The 19,676-nt window shown below is 50.2% G+C and carries 19 protein-coding genes and 1 riboswitch; of the genes, 2 read left to right on the top strand and 17 right to left on the bottom strand.

The window, feature by feature from the left end:
• Positions 1 to 168: 168 nt before the first annotated feature.
• On the bottom strand, positions 169 to 441 hold the full coding sequence (locus KNP92_RS03835) for an acylphosphatase (RefSeq protein WP_214837400.1): 273 nt from the start codon (positions 439 to 441) through the stop codon (positions 169 to 171).
• A gap of 96 nt (positions 442 to 537) precedes the next feature.
• Here KNP92_RS03835 and KNP92_RS03830 point away from each other — a divergent pair, with 96 nt between their 5' ends.
• On the top strand, positions 538 to 1,920 hold the full coding sequence (locus tag KNP92_RS03830; RefSeq protein WP_214837395.1) for an alanine/glycine:cation symporter family protein: 1,383 nt from the start codon (positions 538 to 540) through the stop codon (positions 1,918 to 1,920).
• 34 nt (positions 1,921 to 1,954) lie between these two features.
• On the opposite strand, the gene KNP92_RS03825 is transcribed toward KNP92_RS03830, so the two are convergent.
• From KNP92_RS03825 to KNP92_RS03755, 15 genes are all read right to left on the bottom strand, one after another.
• The gene (locus tag KNP92_RS03825; RefSeq protein WP_214837392.1) at positions 1,955 to 2,911 is read right to left on the bottom strand and encodes an L-lactate dehydrogenase; all 957 of its coding nucleotides are present in this window, start codon (positions 2,909 to 2,911) and stop codon (positions 1,955 to 1,957) included.
• A 20-nt stretch (positions 2,912 to 2,931) separates the two neighbouring features.
• The gene (locus tag KNP92_RS03820) at positions 2,932 to 5,526 is read right to left on the bottom strand and encodes a polynucleotide kinase-phosphatase (protein WP_214837389.1); all 2,595 of its coding nucleotides are present in this window, start codon (positions 5,524 to 5,526) and stop codon (positions 2,932 to 2,934) included.
• Positions 5,526 to 6,872: a 3' terminal RNA ribose 2'-O-methyltransferase Hen1 gene (locus KNP92_RS03815; protein WP_214837386.1), complete on the bottom strand. Its 1,347-nt coding sequence runs from the start codon at positions 6,870 to 6,872 to the stop codon at positions 5,526 to 5,528. Before KNP92_RS03815 ends, KNP92_RS03820 begins: the two co-directional genes overlap by 1 nt.
• A 154-nt stretch (positions 6,873 to 7,026) precedes the next feature.
• Positions 7,027 to 7,461, bottom strand: coding sequence for a DUF6678 family protein (locus tag KNP92_RS03810; RefSeq protein WP_214837384.1), 435 nt, complete (start codon positions 7,459 to 7,461; stop codon positions 7,027 to 7,029).
• A gap of 6 nt (positions 7,462 to 7,467) precedes the next feature.
• Positions 7,468 to 7,797 carry a hypothetical protein gene (locus KNP92_RS03805; RefSeq protein WP_214837381.1) on the bottom strand — a complete coding sequence of 110 codons (330 nt, stop codon included), beginning with the start codon at positions 7,795 to 7,797 and terminating at the stop codon, positions 7,468 to 7,470.
• 166 nt (positions 7,798 to 7,963) lie between these two features.
• On the bottom strand, positions 7,964 to 9,361 hold the full coding sequence (gene sufB / locus KNP92_RS03800) for a Fe-S cluster assembly protein SufB (RefSeq protein WP_214837378.1): 1,398 nt from the start codon (positions 9,359 to 9,361) through the stop codon (positions 7,964 to 7,966).
• Between the two features lie 19 nt (positions 9,362 to 9,380).
• Positions 9,381 to 9,815 (bottom strand): Fe-S cluster assembly sulfur transfer protein SufU, encoded by a 435-nt coding sequence (gene sufU, locus KNP92_RS03795; RefSeq protein WP_034817241.1) that lies wholly within the window; start codon positions 9,813 to 9,815, stop codon positions 9,381 to 9,383.
• Positions 9,805 to 11,025 (bottom strand): cysteine desulfurase, encoded by a 1,221-nt coding sequence (locus KNP92_RS03790; protein WP_214837375.1) that lies wholly within the window; start codon positions 11,023 to 11,025, stop codon positions 9,805 to 9,807. Before KNP92_RS03790 ends, sufU begins: the two co-directional genes overlap by 11 nt.
• 1 nt (position 11,026) lies before the next feature.
• Entirely contained in the window at positions 11,027 to 12,295 is a 1,269-nt protein-coding gene (gene sufD / locus KNP92_RS03785) for a Fe-S cluster assembly protein SufD (RefSeq protein ID WP_214837372.1), read from the bottom strand.
• 12 nt (positions 12,296 to 12,307) lie between these two features.
• Entirely contained in the window at positions 12,308 to 13,069 is a 762-nt protein-coding gene (gene sufC, locus KNP92_RS03780; RefSeq protein ID WP_152545883.1) for a Fe-S cluster assembly ATPase SufC, read from the bottom strand.
• A 174-nt stretch (positions 13,070 to 13,243) separates the two neighbouring features.
• A complete protein-coding gene (locus tag KNP92_RS03775) occupies positions 13,244 to 14,458 on the bottom strand; it encodes an MDR family MFS transporter (RefSeq protein ID WP_214837369.1) in 1,215 nt (404 codons plus the stop codon).
• 100 nt (positions 14,459 to 14,558) lie between these two features.
• Entirely contained in the window at positions 14,559 to 15,395 is an 837-nt protein-coding gene (locus KNP92_RS03770) for a MetQ/NlpA family ABC transporter substrate-binding protein (RefSeq protein WP_214837366.1), read from the bottom strand.
• 30 nt (positions 15,396 to 15,425) lie between these two features.
• Complete coding sequence (locus KNP92_RS03765) at positions 15,426 to 16,088, bottom strand: methionine ABC transporter permease (protein WP_034817232.1); 663 nt, start codon at positions 16,086 to 16,088, stop codon at positions 15,426 to 15,428.
• Positions 16,078 to 17,106, bottom strand: coding sequence for a methionine ABC transporter ATP-binding protein (locus tag KNP92_RS03760; RefSeq protein WP_211780783.1), 1,029 nt, complete (start codon positions 17,104 to 17,106; stop codon positions 16,078 to 16,080). Before KNP92_RS03760 ends, KNP92_RS03765 begins: the two co-directional genes overlap by 11 nt.
• A gap of 78 nt (positions 17,107 to 17,184) precedes the next feature.
• Positions 17,185 to 17,290, bottom strand: a riboswitch (SAM riboswitch).
• A gap of 455 nt (positions 17,291 to 17,745) precedes the next feature.
• A complete protein-coding gene (locus tag KNP92_RS03755; RefSeq protein ID WP_214837363.1) occupies positions 17,746 to 18,003 on the bottom strand; it encodes a thioredoxin family protein in 258 nt (85 codons plus the stop codon).
• A 184-nt stretch (positions 18,004 to 18,187) separates the two neighbouring features.
• Here KNP92_RS03755 and KNP92_RS03750 point away from each other — a divergent pair, with 184 nt between their 5' ends.
• Entirely contained in the window at positions 18,188 to 19,240 is a 1,053-nt protein-coding gene (locus tag KNP92_RS03750; protein ID WP_214837360.1) for a PTS sugar transporter subunit IIC, read from the top strand.
• A gap of 40 nt (positions 19,241 to 19,280) precedes the next feature.
• On the opposite strand, the gene gcvH is transcribed toward KNP92_RS03750, so the two are convergent.
• On the bottom strand, positions 19,281 to 19,664 hold the full coding sequence (gene gcvH, locus KNP92_RS03745; protein ID WP_214837357.1) for a glycine cleavage system protein GcvH: 384 nt from the start codon (positions 19,662 to 19,664) through the stop codon (positions 19,281 to 19,283).
• Between the last annotated feature and the right edge of the window lie 12 nt (positions 19,665 to 19,676).

The following is a 19,676-nucleotide window of genomic DNA, read 5'->3' as shown; positions in this document are numbered from 1 at the left end:
AGCGCTTGGTCTATTTCATTATACACACTTTACTTTTTTTGACCACCCTATCTGCAAAAAAGATGTTTATTTTTTGGAAAAGTGGATTTTTCATCACAAAAAGCTCCCTCGTTTGAGAGAGCAAGCCCAGTTGTCAAGCCGTTATATTGGAATTTGTTGAACAATTGGTCAATAACGGATATCGAATTTTCGATGCCCTTCTTCAGCTATATCTGTTTCCTCGATTCGTTCGACCCCGACGAAACGATTCCCGTCTCGTAACGCCTGTTTAAACGAGTCGAACTGTTCCTCCTCCGCCTCGGCATGAATCTCAACTGTTCCGTCACTCAAGTTGCGAACCCATCCTTTCACTTTATATGCGAGCGCGGTCGATTGGGTAAAGTAACGGAACCCAACTCCTTGGACGTGGCCAGATACAATCAGTCGTTTTGCAATCGCCATATAAACTTCTCCTCCTCTAAATTTGATCAATCAGGTTTAATCGATTAAAAGATAGGAAACAATATATAAGTAAAATAATGGTATAGGAGTGATTCGGTGAATGTATTGATTGATAGCGTAACGAAGTTTTCAGATTGGCTTTGGGGTGTCCCGATCATCTCCCTTCTCGTCTTGTCCGGTATCTTTCTCACGATTAGATTAGGTTTTTTCCAATTTCGATACCCGTTATACATAGTGAAGCAAACGTTCGGCAGTGTGTTCAAAAAACCAAAAGGTGAAGGTGACATCAGTCCACGACAAGCCTTGACATCTGCCTTGTCTTCAACAGTCGGTGCCGCGAACATCATCGGTGTACCAGCAGCGATTATGTTCGGGGGACCGGGTGCGATTTTTTGGATGTGGGTCATCGCCGTCGTCGGAATGGCCATCAAATTCTCCGAGAGCGTCCTCGCTGTCCGCTATCGCGAGAAAAATGAGGCCGGTGAGTTCGTCGGCGGACCCGTCTATTACATGGCGAAAGGCTTGAAGATGAAATGGCTCGCCTCTTGGTTCGCTTTCGCGCTCATGATTGAACTCATCCCGAGCATCATGGTACAAGGCAACGCCGTCAGTTCAGCCGTGCGCGAGACGTTCAACGGCAACACGTTGATCACAGGACTCCTCGTCGCCGCACTTGTCGGTGTCGTCGTATTTGGTGGGTTGAAACGGATCGCAAAAGTTACGGAAATCGTTGTTCCCGTCATGGCGCTCGTGTATGTCGGTGCTGGACTCGTCATCGTTTTGATGAACATCACGCAAATTCCAGACGTGCTCGGACTCATCTTCTCGTATGCGTTCCAGCCGATGGCCGCGCTCGGTGGTTTTGCTGGTGCCGCTGTCGCTGAGACGATCCGTTGGGGCTTTGCCCGCGGACTTTATTCGAACGAAGCCGGGCTTGGTACGGCGCCAATCGCCCACGCGGCCGCGCAAACCGATCATCCGGTGCGTCAAGGTTTCTGGGCGGTTATCGGAATCGTCATTGATACGCTCATCATTTGTAGTACGACAGCTTTCGTTGTCTTGTCATCAGGTGTCTGGACACGTGACGGAGCAATGAGTGATCCGGCTGCGTTGACGACAATCGCGTTCCGTGAATACTTTGGGTATACAGGCAGTCTACTCGTCACCATCTCACTCATCTTCTTCGTCTTGTCGACGATTATCGTCATCATCTTTTACGGTTCACGCCAAGCTGAGTATTTATTCGGATTAAAGGCGGGCTTCTTTATGAAAATCGTCTACATCGCTTCCATCGTCATCGGTGCGATCGGGGGTGCCCAAATGATTTGGAATTTCCTCGATTTGATGCTCGCAATGATCCTCATCCCGAACATGATTGCCGTCTTGCTCTTGAGCGGTGAAGTGAAGCGACTGACGACCGAGTTCTTTACGTCAGAGAAGTATTACAAAAAAGACGTCGCCGAAGAGAAAGCGTCGTAACAAAAGGCCCGATTGCCAAGCAATCGGGCCTTTCTTATTCCACGTTCGCGATGGCGCGTTGAATTCGCCCCACCGAAGCATTGAATTGTTGTTGCTCGTCCTCCGTCAAATCGATCTCGATGATTTGACGAATCCCGGTCCGGTCAATCAGGGCCGGTACCCCGATGTGGAGTCCGGATGCCCCGTATTCGCCGTCAAGATGCGCTCCGATTGTCACAACCGAATTCTCATTTCGGACGACGGCCCGAACGATACGAAGGAGACCAAGCCCAATCGCATAATAGGCCGCACTCTTATATTCGATAATTTGGTTGGCGGCGTCGCGGACGCGTTGATAAATGTCATCCAAGTCCGCTTGGCTATACTGGTCATTCTCTGCTAAGAGTTGGGCAATCGACTTCCCATAAATCCGTGCATTGTCCCATGCGACGAAGCCCCCGGCGCCGTGTTCGCCCATATAATAGACGTGGCAGTTGCGTGGGGACAAGTCGAAGTACTCGCCGACCTTGTAGCGAAGCCGCGCCGTGTCGAGGACGGTCCCTGAGCCGATGATCCGGCGTTTCGGTAAACCGGACGCTTTCCAGGCGACGTGCGCCATGACGTTTACCGGGTTCGTCGCGACGACGAGAATACCATCAAATCCACTCGCCATGACGTGATTTGTGACGTCTCGGACGACCGTCGCGTTTTGTTCCGCGAGATCCATCTGCGTCTGTCCGAGCTTCTGAGCGGCACCGGCCGTGATCACGACGATGTCTGCATCCCGACAGTCTGAATAGTCCCCTGCCCAAATCCGGACCGGGCTCGGGGCGAACGAGATGCCGTGGTTCAGGTCCATCGCCTCCCCTTCGGCCTTGGCGTGATTGGAGTCGATTAAGACGAGTTCCTCACAGAGTGCTGCCGTAGACAGTTGGTAAGCGAAACTAATACCGACCCAGCCAGCGCCGACGACGGCGATGCGGGTGATGTCTTTTGGATCAATCGTTTCCATATATAAACCCTCCTCTATCGTTACAGGCGTGGATCTACCGGTTCAGCTTCCATCGCCAATGTGGCCAACACACATTCATGATAACGTTCAAGCGATTCACGATGAACAAAACGTTTGATGCCTTCCATTCCGAGCGCAAATTCACGTAATGCCAGCTTTTGCTTTTTTGAGACGTTTCGTTTCTTCAAACGTTTCAAGTTGTCAGGCTCTAAGTAATCCATCCCATAGATGATGGATAAATACTTCCGTCCACGGACTTTGATTGCTGGCTGAATCAGTTTCCCGTCTACCTTCGTCATGAACCGCTCCGGCTTGATGACGATTCCTTCATGACCGTCTTCCGTCATCATTTTCCACCACTCGATTACATCGTTTGCGCTATCTGTATCTTCAATTATTTTATAATCGGTTGCTAGAAATAAGTCATCCATCTCCGCTAACTTTTGATTCATACTCATATGCCATTCATGTGACTGATTGAAAAAGGTTTCTTCGCTATGGGCTAAGACATGAAACGGTGCAATTTGAATCGAATCAATTTCTTCAACATCCCAACAATACGTTTGGAACGCCTGCTTGAACGTCTCCGCTTGTTTCAGTTTTTGATTGACTTCAGTGAACCAGTCCTGAATACCCTCCACATGGTCGACAGCGGATTCAAGCGTTTGTTGCAATTGCTTCCGATCAAGTAACGCCTGTTCCGCCACATGGGCGTACTGATTCCGAATTAACTCTCGTGCTTTCAAGTTCCAAGGCAAAATTTCAGCATCGAGTAAAACAAAGTCGGTCTGATACGTCGTGAAGTAGTCATGTGTTGTTAACGATTGATGAAGTCGCGAGACGATCTCGTTTTCTTGTTCACGTTCAAAAAACTTTCTACCAGAACGAGTATAAATGATTCCTTTCGTTCGACGACCAATCGCCTTCTCTGCAGCATCCTCATTTTTAAATAGTAGAAGAATGGCGCGACTCCCCATATGTTTCTTTTCCGCGATTAATCGTGTGATGCCATGTTCTCGATAATAGGCAATCGCTTCATTCGGGTGCTCGAGATAGTCTTCCTCTGCAGACGGCTTTGGTGTCGGGCTCATCGTTGGTGGAATGTAGACGAGTTCTTCAAGGGGGACCGTATAATGTGAGACGAGATCAATCGATGGGAGTGCCGTTTCTTTCGATACATGAATCTCACCGAACGCTTCCGTGTCAACCGTATAACCATTCATAAGCTTCCCGATATTTGGCGGGTCTAATCGTTTCGCTTCTAGCGTCACGAGCGGGTTGTCGTCCACTTGCGCGTAGTCTTGCTTCGCCTCGACTTGAACAATTGTTTGTTCCGGATAACGAAACGCCGTTAACTGTCCTCCGAAGACAACCCCTTGGTCAATATTAATGGTGTGATTGAGGCGTAGCGGTCGCGGTCGTGGGTCATGGCCCCAAATGATTAACGTCTTCGATTTGTGTTGCACCGTCCAATCTTTTCGGATCGGCTTACCCGCCTCATCAAATCCTTCATTGTCGCCATATCGACAAAAATCACTAATGTCCCGTGAAGTCTTCCCGATGAACTCGTCCCGGATTCCCGCATGCACACAGACCGCTGTCGGAATAGCCTGTTTTGTCAAAACATAGTGCGAGGGAGCATGCTTTAACAACCGTTTCATTGAAGATTTTAATGCTTCCGTCGCGTCAGAACCCTTCTGCTTCTCATACATTTGAAGTTCCTCGACAAACAGCTCATCTCCATGCTTCATCGTCACGTTTCGCCCTTCGAGCCAACGCAACACTTTCCAGCCGTGATTGCTATCAATCATGTGTGCGATGCCAGCTTCGACATGACGAATGAAGAACTCGATCGTCTCAAGTGACTTTGGTCCACGGCTCATAACATCACCGAGAGATAAGAAAATTCGTCCCTCTGGATGCACGTATAACCCCTCGTCATTTGGGCAATAACCTAATCGTTCCAACAGCTCAAGAAATTCATCGAAACATCCGTGAATGTCCCCTATCACATCGATTCCGCGCTCCGAAGATAGATGTAGCGGATTCATATTTTCACGCTCGACGTTCACTTGACTGACGTCTGAAATGACGTGAACTTGATCGAATCCTTCCCGCTTGATGGTCCTTTTTTCACGATTGAACACTTGGACTTGTTGTTTGACGCGTCGTCCCCCACGAGGAAAGTCGCGCAATCGATCTCGCTCCAACAAAATTGGTTGCGCGATATCCAAAACGAGCGCATAGACCGGCTGATGGAGGCGATGGGCCAGTTCAATATGTTTTTTTCGATCTGACGCATACAGATGTGTCGCATCGATAATTGTTAATTTATTTAGCCGCGCTCTCGCTTCGATGAGCGAGGTCATAAGAGCGAACGCCTCTGTCGAGATATCTTGGTACGTCTCAAAGAGCGAATCGGCTTCGTCCGGGGGATGACCTTTCCAATCGATATGTTCGACATCTCCTACGAGCTTGCGATAATCATCAGAACTAACGACTTCGCTCGGACGAATGATTTCATTTTCAATTAATTGATTGAGCCATGTCGACTTTCCACTATTGGATGGGCCAATCAATAAGACAATTCCTGCATAAGGGAGTTGAATGTGCATTACAACACCTGCTTTCTCGTAAATTCGGCGAGTTGCGTTGGCTCTCCGAATGTCGGATGGCTGTCCCCAATCCCACTGAATGTACATGTGTAGCCGAACCGTTCGGCCTGCGTCTCACAAAAAGATATAAACTCAGATCTTGTCCATTCGAAGCGATGATCCGGATGACGATACGACGAGTCGAGCCCATACACCTCGTTATACTCACGATTTGGTGTCGTCACGAAAAGAGTCTTCGGTCGATAAAGATTCAATAGTGTCGTCATCATCTTAGGAATTCGATTTTCATCGATATGTTCGATGACCTCACAAAGAATCATCACATCTGCGCCACGTAACTGATCATCGACATAAAAGAGCGAACCAAACATCGAGAGTGGCGGATTGAAGCTCGGATCTTCGGCATTTTTCTCATAACGTTTTAAAGCTTTGAGACGTTCCCGCTCAGACGGTTCAACGGCATAAATGGTATCGATTCCTGGAACGAATCCGAGTCGGCTCGCAAGTTTCCCTTCCCCAGCGCCCATATCAACCACGATGCGCCGCTCGGTCAAGGAACGGACTTTTTCAATGATTGTCTCATAGCGCATATCGTTCAACCGCTGACGATCGACTTTTGGTGCTTGTGTCGTCGTTTCTTCCTCAACAAGGCGATACACTTCTTTAAAGCGCAAGGCTTGTTTTAAAATGAACGAACGTTGTGGATGATCATCCAACCACCCTTCCCCGTAGCGCTTCAGTTTTTCAACTTCTTTTTCGTCGATATAATAATGCTTATAGTTGTCCATGACAGGAATCAACACATAAAGTTGTCGCAACGCGGCTTGAAGCGTCGTCAACCCTGAAAGTCGTAGCATCCGGGCGGACCGTCTTTTTGTTTTGTCTAACTCGTAGCCTGATTCGCTATAGATGAAATCGACTTGATAGCCTAGCGGTTCGAACAACTCACGAATCGCCTCATCACTTAACGCACTTGCAATCGGACCGACAGAAAGATCCATTGAAAATGGATGATCTACCCATTCTGTATATTCCGGTTTCGGTTTCCCGTTTAGTGCCGTACCAAGGGCAGTTCGTAGTAACGAACAAAAAATACTACTCACGGCGAACTCTCGGTCATTTATGTACGAAGTGATGTCATATTGCCCAGCATTATTACGGGAAAGCTCAATGGGGTCAGGCGTCACAAAAAATGTGACGTCCACATGCTCAGCCTCAAAGCGATTAAAGAACATACGGACAAGATGACCGTTTTCATTGCGTTCATATAAGTTATTTGGATTTTTTGCGAGTAAATAGGATAATACGTCTACGTGTTTGCCTTTGGCTTGAATGGAAAGTTGCACAGTGTCACCTGACTTTCTTCGAACTTATTCGCTCAATTTTATTTAAATATACCATATTTTTGAATTCGAACGTGCTCGTCATTTTCTTATAAGTTCTAGTACTTCCGACTTTGTTAACTGCTCTGTGATTTCGACTCTTCCACCACCTAAGTCTTCATACACTCGTCTCATCTTCCTCCGGTTCAAAGATGCCCGTATCTCGAACGTAGCCAAATATACAAATGATCTCACCTTCCATTACAAAAGGTATCTTTAGTTGTCTCAAGATATGATGAAATTCATCTGTTACATCATGAATCTCTGGTTCAATGATATACCCACGAGCTTCTTTGACGATAGGTAGAATCCGCATCCATTCGATTGAAGCGGTAGGATAGGGGAAGCCCTCATCCCAATCAGCTGAAAGATCAGCCGTCTTCGATAAAAATTCAGGACTTGGTGTGTCTTCCAATACGTACTTGATTTGACAAGGAACATCGGATAAAAATGTAGATGCTACCGCTCGTCTCAGTTCCTCCCACTTTGTCTTATTCATCACTGATGTCAATTGCCGCTTTTCAATTTCATGTAGTCGTTTTTGTCGGTCCATCCCGGTTCATCCCTTCTCACATACAACCTCTAAACGCTTGATGGCTCGCAACACGTCTTCTCGGTTATGTTTTTGCTTCATCCACTTGGGCAAACGACTCTCGACACTGCTGTTCTCCCCGCCGCTCGTCCGAATGTCCGATTCCACGTACGCTCTCATATACGCCAAATGGTCTCGGTTGTACGCCCAAAGAATGTGACCACAGCAATTTGTCTGCAAATAAAGCGGTAACCGAAAGAAAGGATCGAAGGCGCCGCCACCCGTTCGATAGACTCCTTCCGTATACACGCGCCCATATCCGCAAGCGAGACAACTGAGACGTAACGTCTCCTTCATCACAATATCTGCACGTTGGTCACATTGCGGACACCGCACACGAATGTCATACATGAATGCCACTAACGTTTTGGACTCTAACTAAAATCGCTTCATATGACAGCCCTCCTTATTTGATTATACAAAAAAACCAGCGAAGGTTAGCTTCGCTGGTTGCATGAATGGATTATCCAATCGATCCTTCCATCTCAAACTTGATGAGACGGTTCATTTCGACGGCATATTCCATTGGTAGTTCTTTCGTGAACGGCTCGATGAAGCCCATGACGATCATTTCCGTCGCTTCTTCTTCCGAGATCCCACGGCTCATGAGGTAGAAGAGTTGCTCTTCTGACACTTTTGAGACTTTCGCTTCGTGCTCGAGTGACACCTGGTCGTTCAAGATCTCGTTGTACGGGATCGTGTCTGACGTCGACTGGTTGTCCATGATGAGCGTGTCACACTCGATGTTCGAGCGGGCACCTTTCGCCTTGCGTCCGAAGTGGACGATACCGCGATACGATACTTTTCCGCCTTGTTTCGAGATTGACTTCGAGACGATAGACGACGACGTGTTCGGTGCGAGGTGAATCATCTTCGCGCCGGCGTCTTGGTGTTGGCCTTTACCGCCGAGGGCGATTGAGAGCGTCATCCCGCGTGACCCTTCACCTTTTAAGATGACGGCCGGGTATTTCATCGTCAATTTCGAACCGATGTTGCCATCGATCCATTCCATCGACGCGCCCGCTTCACAGATGGCACGCTTCGTCACCAAGTTGTAGACGTTGTTCGCCCAGTTTTGGATTGTCGTGTAGCGGCAGTAAGCGTCTTTGTTGACGAAGATCTCAACGACCGCCGAGTGGAGCGAGTTCGTCGTGTAGACCGGTGCCGTACATCCTTCGACGTAATGAACCGACGCGCCTTCGTCGACGATGATGAGCGTGCGCTCGAACTGCCCCATGTTTTCCGAGTTGATGCGGAAATACGCTTGGAGCGGTTGCTCGAGTTTCACGCCTTTTGGTACGTAGATGAACGAGCCACCTGACCAGACGGCCGAGTTGAGCGCGGCGAACTTGTTGTCCGTCGGCGGAATCAACTTACCGAAATACTCACGGAAAATGCCTTCATCTTCTTTGAGCGCCGTGTCCGTATCTTTAAAGATGACACCTTTCGCTTCAAAGTCTTCTTGCATGCTGTGGTAGACGACCTCTGACTCGTACTGAGCCGAGACACCTGCCAAATATTTTTGCTCTGCTTCTGGGATCCCGAGCTTATCAAACGTCGTCTTGATTTCTTCTGGTACCTCGTCCCATGAACGTTCCGTTTTCTCAGACGGTTTGACGTAGTACGTGATCTCATCGAAATCGAGTGCAGACAAGTCGCCGCCCCATGTCGGCATCGGCATCTTGCGGAACTGCTCGAGTGATTTCAAACGGAACTCGAGCATCCAAGCCGGTTCTTCTTTCATGTTCGAGATCGTTTCTACGATTTCGTTCGTCAAGCCACGGCCTGAACGGAAAATCGAGATGTCTCGGTCATGGAAGCCATATTTATAATCGCCAATGTCAGGCATGTTTTTTGCCATATCGGTCTCCTCCTTCTACTTACGCTTCCTCGTCGACTCCCTTTTCAAGCGCTTTCCACGCGAGCGTGGCGCACTTGATGCGAGCCGGAAACTTTGAGACGCCAGACAACGCTTCGATGTCGCCTAGGTCGAACGTTTCTGTATCATAGTCTTTCCCTTGGACCATCTGTGAAAAGATGTCTGCCAATTGGAGTGCCTCGTCTACAGATTTCCCCTTCACGATTTGAGTCATCATCGACGCAGAGGCGAGGCTGATTGAGCAGCCTTCCCCTTCGAACTTGGCGTCTTTCACGATTCCGTCTTCGACTTGAAGCTGGAGCCGGAGTGAATCCCCACATGTCGGGTTGTTCAAGTCCACTGTCACGCCATCTTCGATGACGCCACGGTTCCTTGGGTTTTTATAGTGATCCATGATGACCTGTCGGTACAACATGTCAAGGTTGTTAAAACTCATAGTTGAAATACTCCTTCGTTTGACGAAGTCCTTCAATGAAACGGTCGACTTCTTCTTTCGTGTTGTACAAATAGAAGCTCGCCCGGGCTGTCGACGATTGCTTCAAAAGACGCATGAGCGGCTGGGCGCAGTGGTGACCGGCCCGGACCGCGATGCCTTGCATATCGAGGACGGTCGCGAGGTCGTGGGCGTGCACGTCACCTAAGTTGAACGTGACAAGTCCGACCCGTTCCTCTGGTCCGTAAATCTCGATGCCTTCAATCGTCTTCATCTGCTCAATCGCATACGAGGCAAGAGCCCGTTCGTGTGCCTCGACGTTCTCGAGACCGAGGTCTTCTAAGAAGTCGATGGCAGCAGCGAGACCGACAGCACCAGCGATAATCGGCGTCCCCGCTTCGAAACGGTACGGGATGTCTTTCCACGTCGACTCATGTAAATCGACGTAATCGATCATCTCGCCACCGAACTCGACCGGCTCCATCTGTTTCAAGAGTGCTTTCTTACCATATAAGACACCGATTCCAGTCGGTCCGAGCATCTTATGACCGGAGAAGGCGAGGAAGTCACAGTCGAGCGCTTGCACGTCGAGCTTCCGGTGTGGTGCACTCTGCGCCGCATCGACGACCATGACCGCACCTTTCTCGTGGGCTAGTTTCGCGATCTCTTGAATCGGGTTGATTGTCCCGAGCACGTTCGAGACGTGACTCATGGCGACAATCTTCGTCCGGTCCGACAAGACCGCCTCGACCGCTTCAAGTGTCACCCGACCGTCCGGCGTCAACTCGACGTAACGGAGCGTCGCCCCTTTTCGTTTCGCGAGTTGCTGCCACGGAATGAGGTTGGCGTGATGCTCCATCGGTGTGAGGACGATCTCGTCCCCTTCGCCGACGTTTGCATCCCCGTAACTCGATGCGACGAGGTTAAGTGCCGTCGTCGTCCCGCGCGTGAAGATGATTTCTTCGGCGACCGTTGCGTTAATGAACGCGCGAACACGTTCGCGTGCGCCTTCATACGCATCCGTCGCTTGTGTCCCGAGCGTATGGACGCCACGGTGCACGTTTGAATGGTTATGCTTGTAATACTCCTCGATCGCCTCGATGACAGCTAGCGGTTTTTGCGAGCTTGCCGCACTGTCGAGATAGACGAGCGGGTGACCGTTGACTTCCTGATGTAAAATCGGGAATTGGTTACGAATCGAGGCATCAATCATGTTAGCGCACTTTCCCTTCGATGACTTCACGGAGACGGTCTTTAACCGACTCGATTGCGAGTTGCTCAACGACCGGGTTCAAGAAGCCGTGAATGATTAAACGTTCCGCTTCTTGACGTGAAAGTCCACGACTCATCAAGTAGTAAAGTTGAATGTCATCAACGCGACCGACCGATGCGGCGTGACCGGCCATAACATCGTCTTCGTCGATGAGGAGAATCGGGTTCGCGTCACCGCGTGCTTTTTCAGAGAGCATCAAGACGCGCTCTGTTTGAACACCGTTCGACTTCGAAGCACCGTGGTGAATCATCGACGTCCCGCTGAAGATGGCTGTCGCCGAATCTTTTTGGACACCGTGAATCAAGATGAACCCTTCCGACGACTTTCCGAAGTGGTCGGTACGGATGTTAAAGTTTTGCTTCTGGGCACCACGACCGATCGTGACGGCTTTCGTGTCTGAGAACGTGTTGTCCCCAACGAGGTGTGTCTTCGTCTCAACGACCGAGTTGCCATCGTTCATGTGACCGAGCGCCCATTCAAGACGTGCGTTCTCGTACACGACACCACGACGGTTCATGAACGTGAGCGCTGACTCGGCGAGTTGATCGACGCCACCGAAGACGACTTTCGCGTTCGCCGCAGCGAACACTTCCGTCACGGCGTTGACCGTGTGCGGCTCGTTCGTATTCGAGAGGAAGCTCTCGATGAACGTCACTTCACTGCCCTCGTCTGCCACGACAATCGTGTGGTGATAGAGCGCACCGTTCGCTTGTTCCATCGTGAAGATGGCTTGGAGCGGGTCTTTCACTTGTACGTTTTTCGGAACATACAAGAATGCGCCGCCGTTCGTGAGGGCTGCGTTCAATGCTGACAACCGCTCTTCGTCGACGCGGACGCCTTCGGTCATGAAATATTTCTCGACGAGTTCCGGATGTTGTTCCATCGCCTCGTTGATTCCCATGAACAAGACACCTTCTGGCACTTGGAGTTCGTTGTAGACGACATGACCGTTGCGTTCAACGAGCACGTTCGTACGATGGTCTCCGAGGAGTGCCTCGATTTCAGGGGTGAGTCCGTCGAGTTTCGTTAGCTCCACGTCACCGCTTGTGAAATCCCATTTCTCAATTTTAATCTTTTCAACTTTCGGCAAAGCGAGAGTCGGCGCGAGTTCTGCTGCTTCTTTACGACGGTTGACCATCCAAGCAGGTCCTCCGAGCGCCTCTGCACGTGCCGACAATGCTTGCGCATCCAATTCAAATTGTACGGTCATCGTACAGCCTCCTTACGCTTCTGTGTCTACTGTCATTCCGAGATCTTGTTTCACCCAGTCGTAACCTTCTGCCTCGAGTCGCTGTGCGAGCTCTTTGCCACCAGACATGACGATTTTCCCATCCATCATGATGTGAACGAAGTCTGGCTCGATATAGTTGAGGAGACGCTGATAGTGCGTGATGATTAAGCAACCAAACTCTTCTGAGCGCATCTCGTTGACGCCCGTCGCGACAACTTTGAGAGCATCGATATCAAGACCTGAGTCAATCTCGTCAAGAATCGCGATGTTCGGTTTGATCATCATCATTTGAAGAATCTCGTTACGCTTTTTCTCTCCGCCTGAGAATCCTTCGTTTAAATAACGGTGTGCCATTTCTGAAGGGATTTCGAGAACGTCCATCTTCGCATCGAGTTCACGGATGAACTTCATGAGCGAGATTTCTTGGCCTTCTTCACGACGCGAGTTGATCGCTGAACGCAAGAAGTCTGCGTTTGTGACACCGCTGATTTCAGCTGGATACTGCATCGCGAGGAACATACCCGCTTGCGCACGCTCGTCGACTTCCATCTCAAGCACGTCTTCGCCGTTCAAGTCGACGCTTCCGCCTGTCACCTCATAAAGTGGATGGCCCATAAGTGCAGACGCGAGTGTTGATTTACCCGTTCCGTTTGGACCCATGATGGCGTGAATTTCGCCACCTTTAATTTCAAGATTAAGACCTTTAACAATCTCTTTTCCTTCGATTGAGACGCGGAGGTCATCAATTTTCATGTGTGGTACGTTAGACATTCGGATACCCCTTCCGTTTTTCTCGCCATTTATGGCGTAGATTAGATATATTCTAATCTTAATCTAGGCAATTTTTTATTTCAAGCGACTCACCTTATTCTTCATTCTCAATAAAAACATAAATATTGAGAATGGGAATATTGAGAAATCAAGACATTATCCAGCTTTTTCCTCGATTAACGCGAGCGTCGCTTTCCGTTCCGTGAACGCACCCATAAAGAAGAACGCCCCGCACGCCGTCACGACGGCTAGACTCCCAAATACAGGCAAGGCTGCATTATTGAAACCGTCAAGCAACAACCCGCCGATAATCGGTCCGATTGACTGGCCGAGCGCCGTTAAGCCCATCGCCCCAAAGTACGTCCCCCGTAAATGTTCCGGCGCGAGCTCATCGGTCAACACGTCCGTCATCGTGAACATGAGTACTTCTCCGATCGTGAAGATGACCATGGCGACGAAGAGCACCCATACTTCTGAAGCGAAGCCGATGAGGAGGAGACCGATCGAAAGCGTCGCTACCCCAAAGAAAAGCGATTTGATGGGTGAGACGCGAATGCCGAACCGCATAATCGGATACTGCACGATGAGCACCGTGATCGCATTCACCGTCAACAAGTACGCGAACAGCCGGGAGCCGTCGCTGAACCCGTCATGAAACGCAATGAATTGTGGTAGCGTCGAATTGAATTGACTGTAACCGATGATCGCAAAAATCATCCCGATGATGACGTAACGGAACGTCTTGTCCGTCCGTAACACGCGGAACGTCTCTGTCAATCGTGGACGAACTTTCGAAGCGTCACTTTCTTCAAACGGATACTTTTGGAACAGCAACGTGATGATGAGGCCATAGAGGACATACACAGCGGTCACGACGAAAAATGCACTCTTCGCACCGGTGAGCGACAAGACGACCGCGAGAAGCGGACCAATCGCCGCGGCAATATTGATTAAAAAATAGCGAACGTTGTAGACGATGACGCGTTGCTCGGGCTTCGTCGTATCACTGATGAGCGCGCGTGACGCCGGCTCTAAAAAGGATCGTGAGACACCCATGAGCACGGAGAATATGTAAAACCAAATGAGTTCCGTCGCGAGTGCGAAACCGGTGAACGTGAGCGCGTTCAAGCCGATCCCAATCAACATGAGTTGCTTCCGTCCGTGACGATCCGAGAGCGTCCCTCCAAAGAAGCTCATGAACAGCCCAGAGATGGCCGAGACGGCAAACACCGTTCCGATGACGCTCGCCGAGAAACCGAGCGTCGCGAGATAAATCGCAAAAAATGGCATGACGAAAAACGTCGATAACCGGGCAAAGAACGTACCAAACAAGACGCCTAGCGTCAGCGGATGAATCTGTCTGATCTTCATCCGAATCCCCCCTTTTCTTACATATAAATAGTGTACTTCTCTTTATGAAAGAACACCACGCAAACAAAAAAAGGCCCGGGGGTTCCCGAGCCTCGCGTGATTATTGGTTAACCGGTACGACGGCACCTTTGTATTCTTCTAAGATCCACTGTTGTGTCTCTTCTGACGTCAACACTTCAAGAAGTGCTTTGACGCGCTCGTCATCTTCGTCGCCTTCACGTGTGACGATCAAGTTGACGTACGGTGAGTCTTCGCCTTCGAGTGCGATGGCGTCTTCGAGCGGGTTGAGTCCAGCATCGATTGCGTAGTTCGTGTTGATGAGGACCGCGTCGCCTTCTCCGTTATTGTACGCTTGCGGGAGAAGAGCTGCTTCGACGTTCGTCTTGAACGTCAAATTTTTCGGGTTGTCGACGATATCAGCGACTGTCGCGTCAACTGTCTTCCCTTCTGCAAGTGTGAGCAAGCCTTCTGATTGAAGCATCGTAAGGATACGGCCATGGTCTGCGACCGATGAGCTCATGATGATTTCCGCGCCATCTGGAAGCTCATCGAGTGAGGCGTAGTCTTGTGAGTAGACACCGATCGGCTCGATGTGGACGCCACCGGCTGATGCGAATTTATAATCTTTGTTTTCAGCCATTTGTGACTCGAGGTATGGCTCGTGTTGGAAGTAGTTCGCGTCAAGCTCTCCGTCCGCAAGTGTACGGTTCGGTAGGACGTAGTCTTGGAACTTCGTGATTTCAAGCTTGTAGCCTTTTGCTTCGTATTCATCTTTCACATGCTCCAAAATCTCTGCGTGTGGCACGTTCGATGCGCCGATGACGAGCGTCTTGTCATCGCCACCTGCGCCTGATTCTGAATCCCCGCCGCCGCAAGCCGCGAGAATTGTGAGTGCTGATGCTGCCGTTAAACCGAGTACTGTTTTCCATGATTTCATGTGTAAACCCTCCAAATGTTTTTTATGTGATTAAGCTGAACGCTTATCAATTCTTGTGACGAGTCGGTCTCCGATGAACTGAATGACGAAGACGATGACTAAGATGAGGACGGTCGCGACGAACGTCACGTCGTTCCGCGAACGCTGGAACCCGTCAAGGAACGCCAAGTTACCGAGGCCTCCGCCTCCAACGACGCCCGCCATCGCCGTATAGCCGACGATTGCGACGAGGGTCACCGTAATCCCGGACACGATGGCCGGGAGTGCCTCTGGGAACAACACTTTATAGATGATTTGCCATTTCGTCGCACCCATCGATTCGGCCGCTTCGATGACACCACGATCAATCTCACGAAGCGCGAGTTCGACCATACGAGCATAGAATGGGGCCGCCCCGATAATGAGTGCCGGGAGCGCCGCCGTCGAACCAAGGATCGTGCCGACGACGATTTTCGTGAACGGAATGAGCAAAATGATTAAAATAATGAACGGAATCGAACGGAACACGTTGACGAACGCACTGACGACCGTATAAATGGAACGATTCTTCATCATGAGCGGTTCGTTCGTCACATAAAGGATCATCCCGAGTGCGAGACCAAAGGCAAACGTCGCGCCACCGGCGACGAGCGTCATATAAATCGTCTGCCACGTCTCTTCGAGCATAATCTCCCAGTCTACGTTAGGAAACATCGTTCTCCACCTCCACTTCCACTGCCTGTGATCGGATTGAGGCGATGGCCCGCTCGACTTCAGCCGGCTCTCCGATCAGTTGAATAAATAGCGTTCCGAGCGCGCCGACTTGCGACTGCGTCACGTTCCCGCCGATGATGTTGAAGCCGATATCATGCGTCTTCAAGACGTCTGAGAGAATCGGCTGTTCGGCCGTCTCGTTCAAGAACTTGAGCTTGACGATTTGACCGCTCGGATAGCGCGCCTTCAAATGCTCGAACGTGAGCGACATGTCGTCGACCGCCCCGATTTGTTTGACGAACTCTTTTGTGATCGGTTGTTCCGGATGTTGAAACACGTCGGCAACTTGCCCGATCTCGACGACTTTCCCTGCTTCCATGACTGCGACGCGATGGCAAATCTTTTGGATGACATGCATCTCGTGCGTGATGAGCACGATTGTCAAACCGAGCTTTTTGTTGATGTCGACGAGTAACTCAAGAATCGAGTCGGTCGTCTTCGGGTCGAGCGCGCTCGTCGCTTCATCGCAGAGGAGCACTTCTGGATTTGTAGCGAGCGCACGGGCAATCCCGACTCGCTGCTTTTGACCACCCGATAGCTGTGATGGGTAACTGTCTTCACGTCCGGCGAGCCCGACGAGTTCGACGAGTTCGGTGACGCGGCGTTTCCGCTCGCTTGCTGGTACACCGATGAGTTCGAGCGGGAAGCTGATGTTTTCAGCGACCGTGCGCGACCAGAGTAGATTGAAGTGTTGGAACACCATCGAGACGTTTTTGCGAACCCCTCGTAACTCTTTTGGACTCAGCTTCGTCAATTCACTCCCGGCCACCTCGATCGTGCCGCTCGAAGGTGACTCGAGCCGGTTAAGGAGTCGAATGAGTGTCGACTTCCCTGCCCCTGAATATCCGATAATTCCAAAAATTTCGCCGCTTTCGATTGTAAGCGACACATCATCGACCGCCTGGACTCGACCGTTTTTCGTGTCGAACCATTTGGCCACATTGCGTAGTTGAATCAATCCCTTTCCCTCCTGACAACAAAAAAAGTACGCACGTTTGAGCAAACGTGCGTACTTTATCGGTACGGACAACGATTGCTCTCATCTTCCAAGGTATACACCTTGCTGGAATTAGCACCATTTCGGATTGCTCCGCGGTTGCTGGGCGTCATAGGGCCAGTCCCTCAGCCTCTCTTGATAAGAGTGTTGTATTTTCGATTAGCTTTATCATAGCGACACATTATTTTTATGTCAAACTATTTTTCTTAAAAAAAATAAAAAAAGGTGCCGTCCGAAGACGACACAGAACGTAGCACCTTGAGTCACAGGAAGGACAACCCATAGATGAACCTCTTTTGCCCGATCAGAGCATTCATCCTTAATATGGGGGATATCATCCGTCAATCACCCAATCCTGACATGTACCGAACGGCTACGCGGTCTATGTTCCTTCGCTTGATTTTTTTGGGGGACAATCGAAGGGAAGGCCCACATTAAATCGCGTAAGCGAATGGTTCGGCGAGGTCTGAACGTCTTGATTGCGAGTGAATCGCGTCCTATTTTTGTGTTCAAGTAAGATGTTGTAATGAATATAACATTCGTGAACTTTCTGTGTCAACTGATTATTTAAAATTTTCAGATTATTCTCATTTTCCTCCGTCATTGGACGAAGGAAAGGACGTGTTGCACGTTATGAAAGGCATACATCCGGTCGATCACTCGACCATTTTCAAGCTTTAAGAGCGCCGGGACACTCATCACTTGATACGTCTCCAGCTCTTTTGGAATAAAGTTCGCATCCCGCTTTTCAATCTCAAGTTTCGGGTCAATCGCCTCCACGACCGTAAGCATTCGTTCCGCCACGGCGCATGTACCACACATCGGGGCGTATATATATAACAATCCGTCTGTCACCATGTTTCTCACCTCTCTACCGATTATAAGAAGCATCCGCTCCACATTCAAAAGTTGTGCTCGTTTCGAAAAAATTCTGAATACTCCCATTTTTCTGGTTGACGTGTGCTTAAAAGAAGCATAGTATGGTCAATAACTTTAACGCTTTTGTACATAACAGTAAAAGAGAAGGATAGGTGAAGAAGACATGACGGAAGAACGACTTACCGGAAAACAGTTCTTAATGAACGTATTGAACGGACTCAGCCTTGCCATTTTGATTGCCCTTATTCCGAGCGCATTGCTCGGTGAATTGACGAAAGCCATCTTACCGTATTTTCCGTCGCTCCAATTCATCTTAGACGCCACGACGATTGCGATGCGTCTCCTCCCGGTCATTATCGGTGTCGCGGTCGCCATGCAGTTCGGGCGTACGGCGCTCGAGGCCGGGACGATCGGAATCGCGACACACGTCGGAAGCGGCGCCATCCGCATCGAGGAAGGTGCATTCCTCATGGCGGGCATCGGCGATGTCATCACGGCCGGTGTGACGGCGGCTCTTGCGACGTATCTCGTCATGCAGCTGTCACCGCGCTTGAAGACATACACCGTGCTCGTGTTGCCGATGACGGTCATCGTCGTCGCCGGTGGTATTGGCTCGTTTCTTCTTACATACATCTCCCAAATCACGACGTACATTGGGACGATCATCATGACGATGACGGAACTGCAACCGGTCGTTATGGGCATCTTGATCGCGATGGCGTTCTCGCTCATCATCGTCTCTCCCATCTCGACGGTCGGGATCGCTACGGCAATCAGTTTATCCGGCGTTGCGGCCGGGGCGGCCAATCTCGGTGTCGTCGCAGCCGGTTTCGGTCTCGCGATTGCCGGCTGGCAGATGAATGCGACCGGCACGTCGATCGCCCACTTCCTCGGTTCACCAAAGATTCAGATGGCGAACTTCATCCGTCGCCCCGTGATGATGCTACCGGTGCTCGCAAATGCGGCCATTCTCGGTGCGCTCGCTGGTATCCTCCGCATCGAAGGGACCCCGATTAGTGCCGGGTTCGGTGTTTCGGGACTGATCGGACCAGTCAACGCGCTTCATCTGATGCCAGGCGGTTTTGCGCTCTTCAACGTCTTGCTCGTCATCGTCTTGTTCGGTCTCATTCCGATTGCGCTCGGTATTTTCTTCTTCAAGCTGTTCAACCGGACGCCGCTCATCCGTCCGGAACATTATCGTCTCGACTTCGAATGAAAAAAGGGCCGGCTTCTCAAAAGAGAAACCGGCCTTTCTATTACCCTTGAATCATCGCTTCGTATTCTTCGCTCGACATGAGTTTTTCCACGTCAGACGTGTCGTTCAATTCGACTTCAATCATCCAAGCGCCTTCAAACGGTGCTTCGTTCACGAGTTCTGGCGAATCCGCGAGCGACTCGTTCACCGCTGTGATTTTACCAGAGACCGGTGCGTAGAGTTCCGATACCGTCTTGACCGATTCGACCGAACCGAACGGCTCATCGATTAGAATCGTGCCCCCGACTTCAGGAAGTTCGACAAAGACGATGTCCCCGAGTTCGCTCTGTGCGAAGTCCGTGATCCCGATGCGGGCCACACTTCCGTTCACTTCAACCCATTCGTGTTCTTTTGAATAACGTAAATTGGCAGGTACTTTGCTCATCCTAACTTCCCC

This window comes from Exiguobacterium sp. s122, assembly GCF_018618475.1.
GTDB lineage: Bacteria > Bacillota > Bacilli > Exiguobacteriales > Exiguobacteriaceae > Exiguobacterium > Exiguobacterium himgiriensis.
Note: the sequence above shows the minus strand (reverse complement) of the source record. Positions and strands in the feature narration are given on the sequence as shown.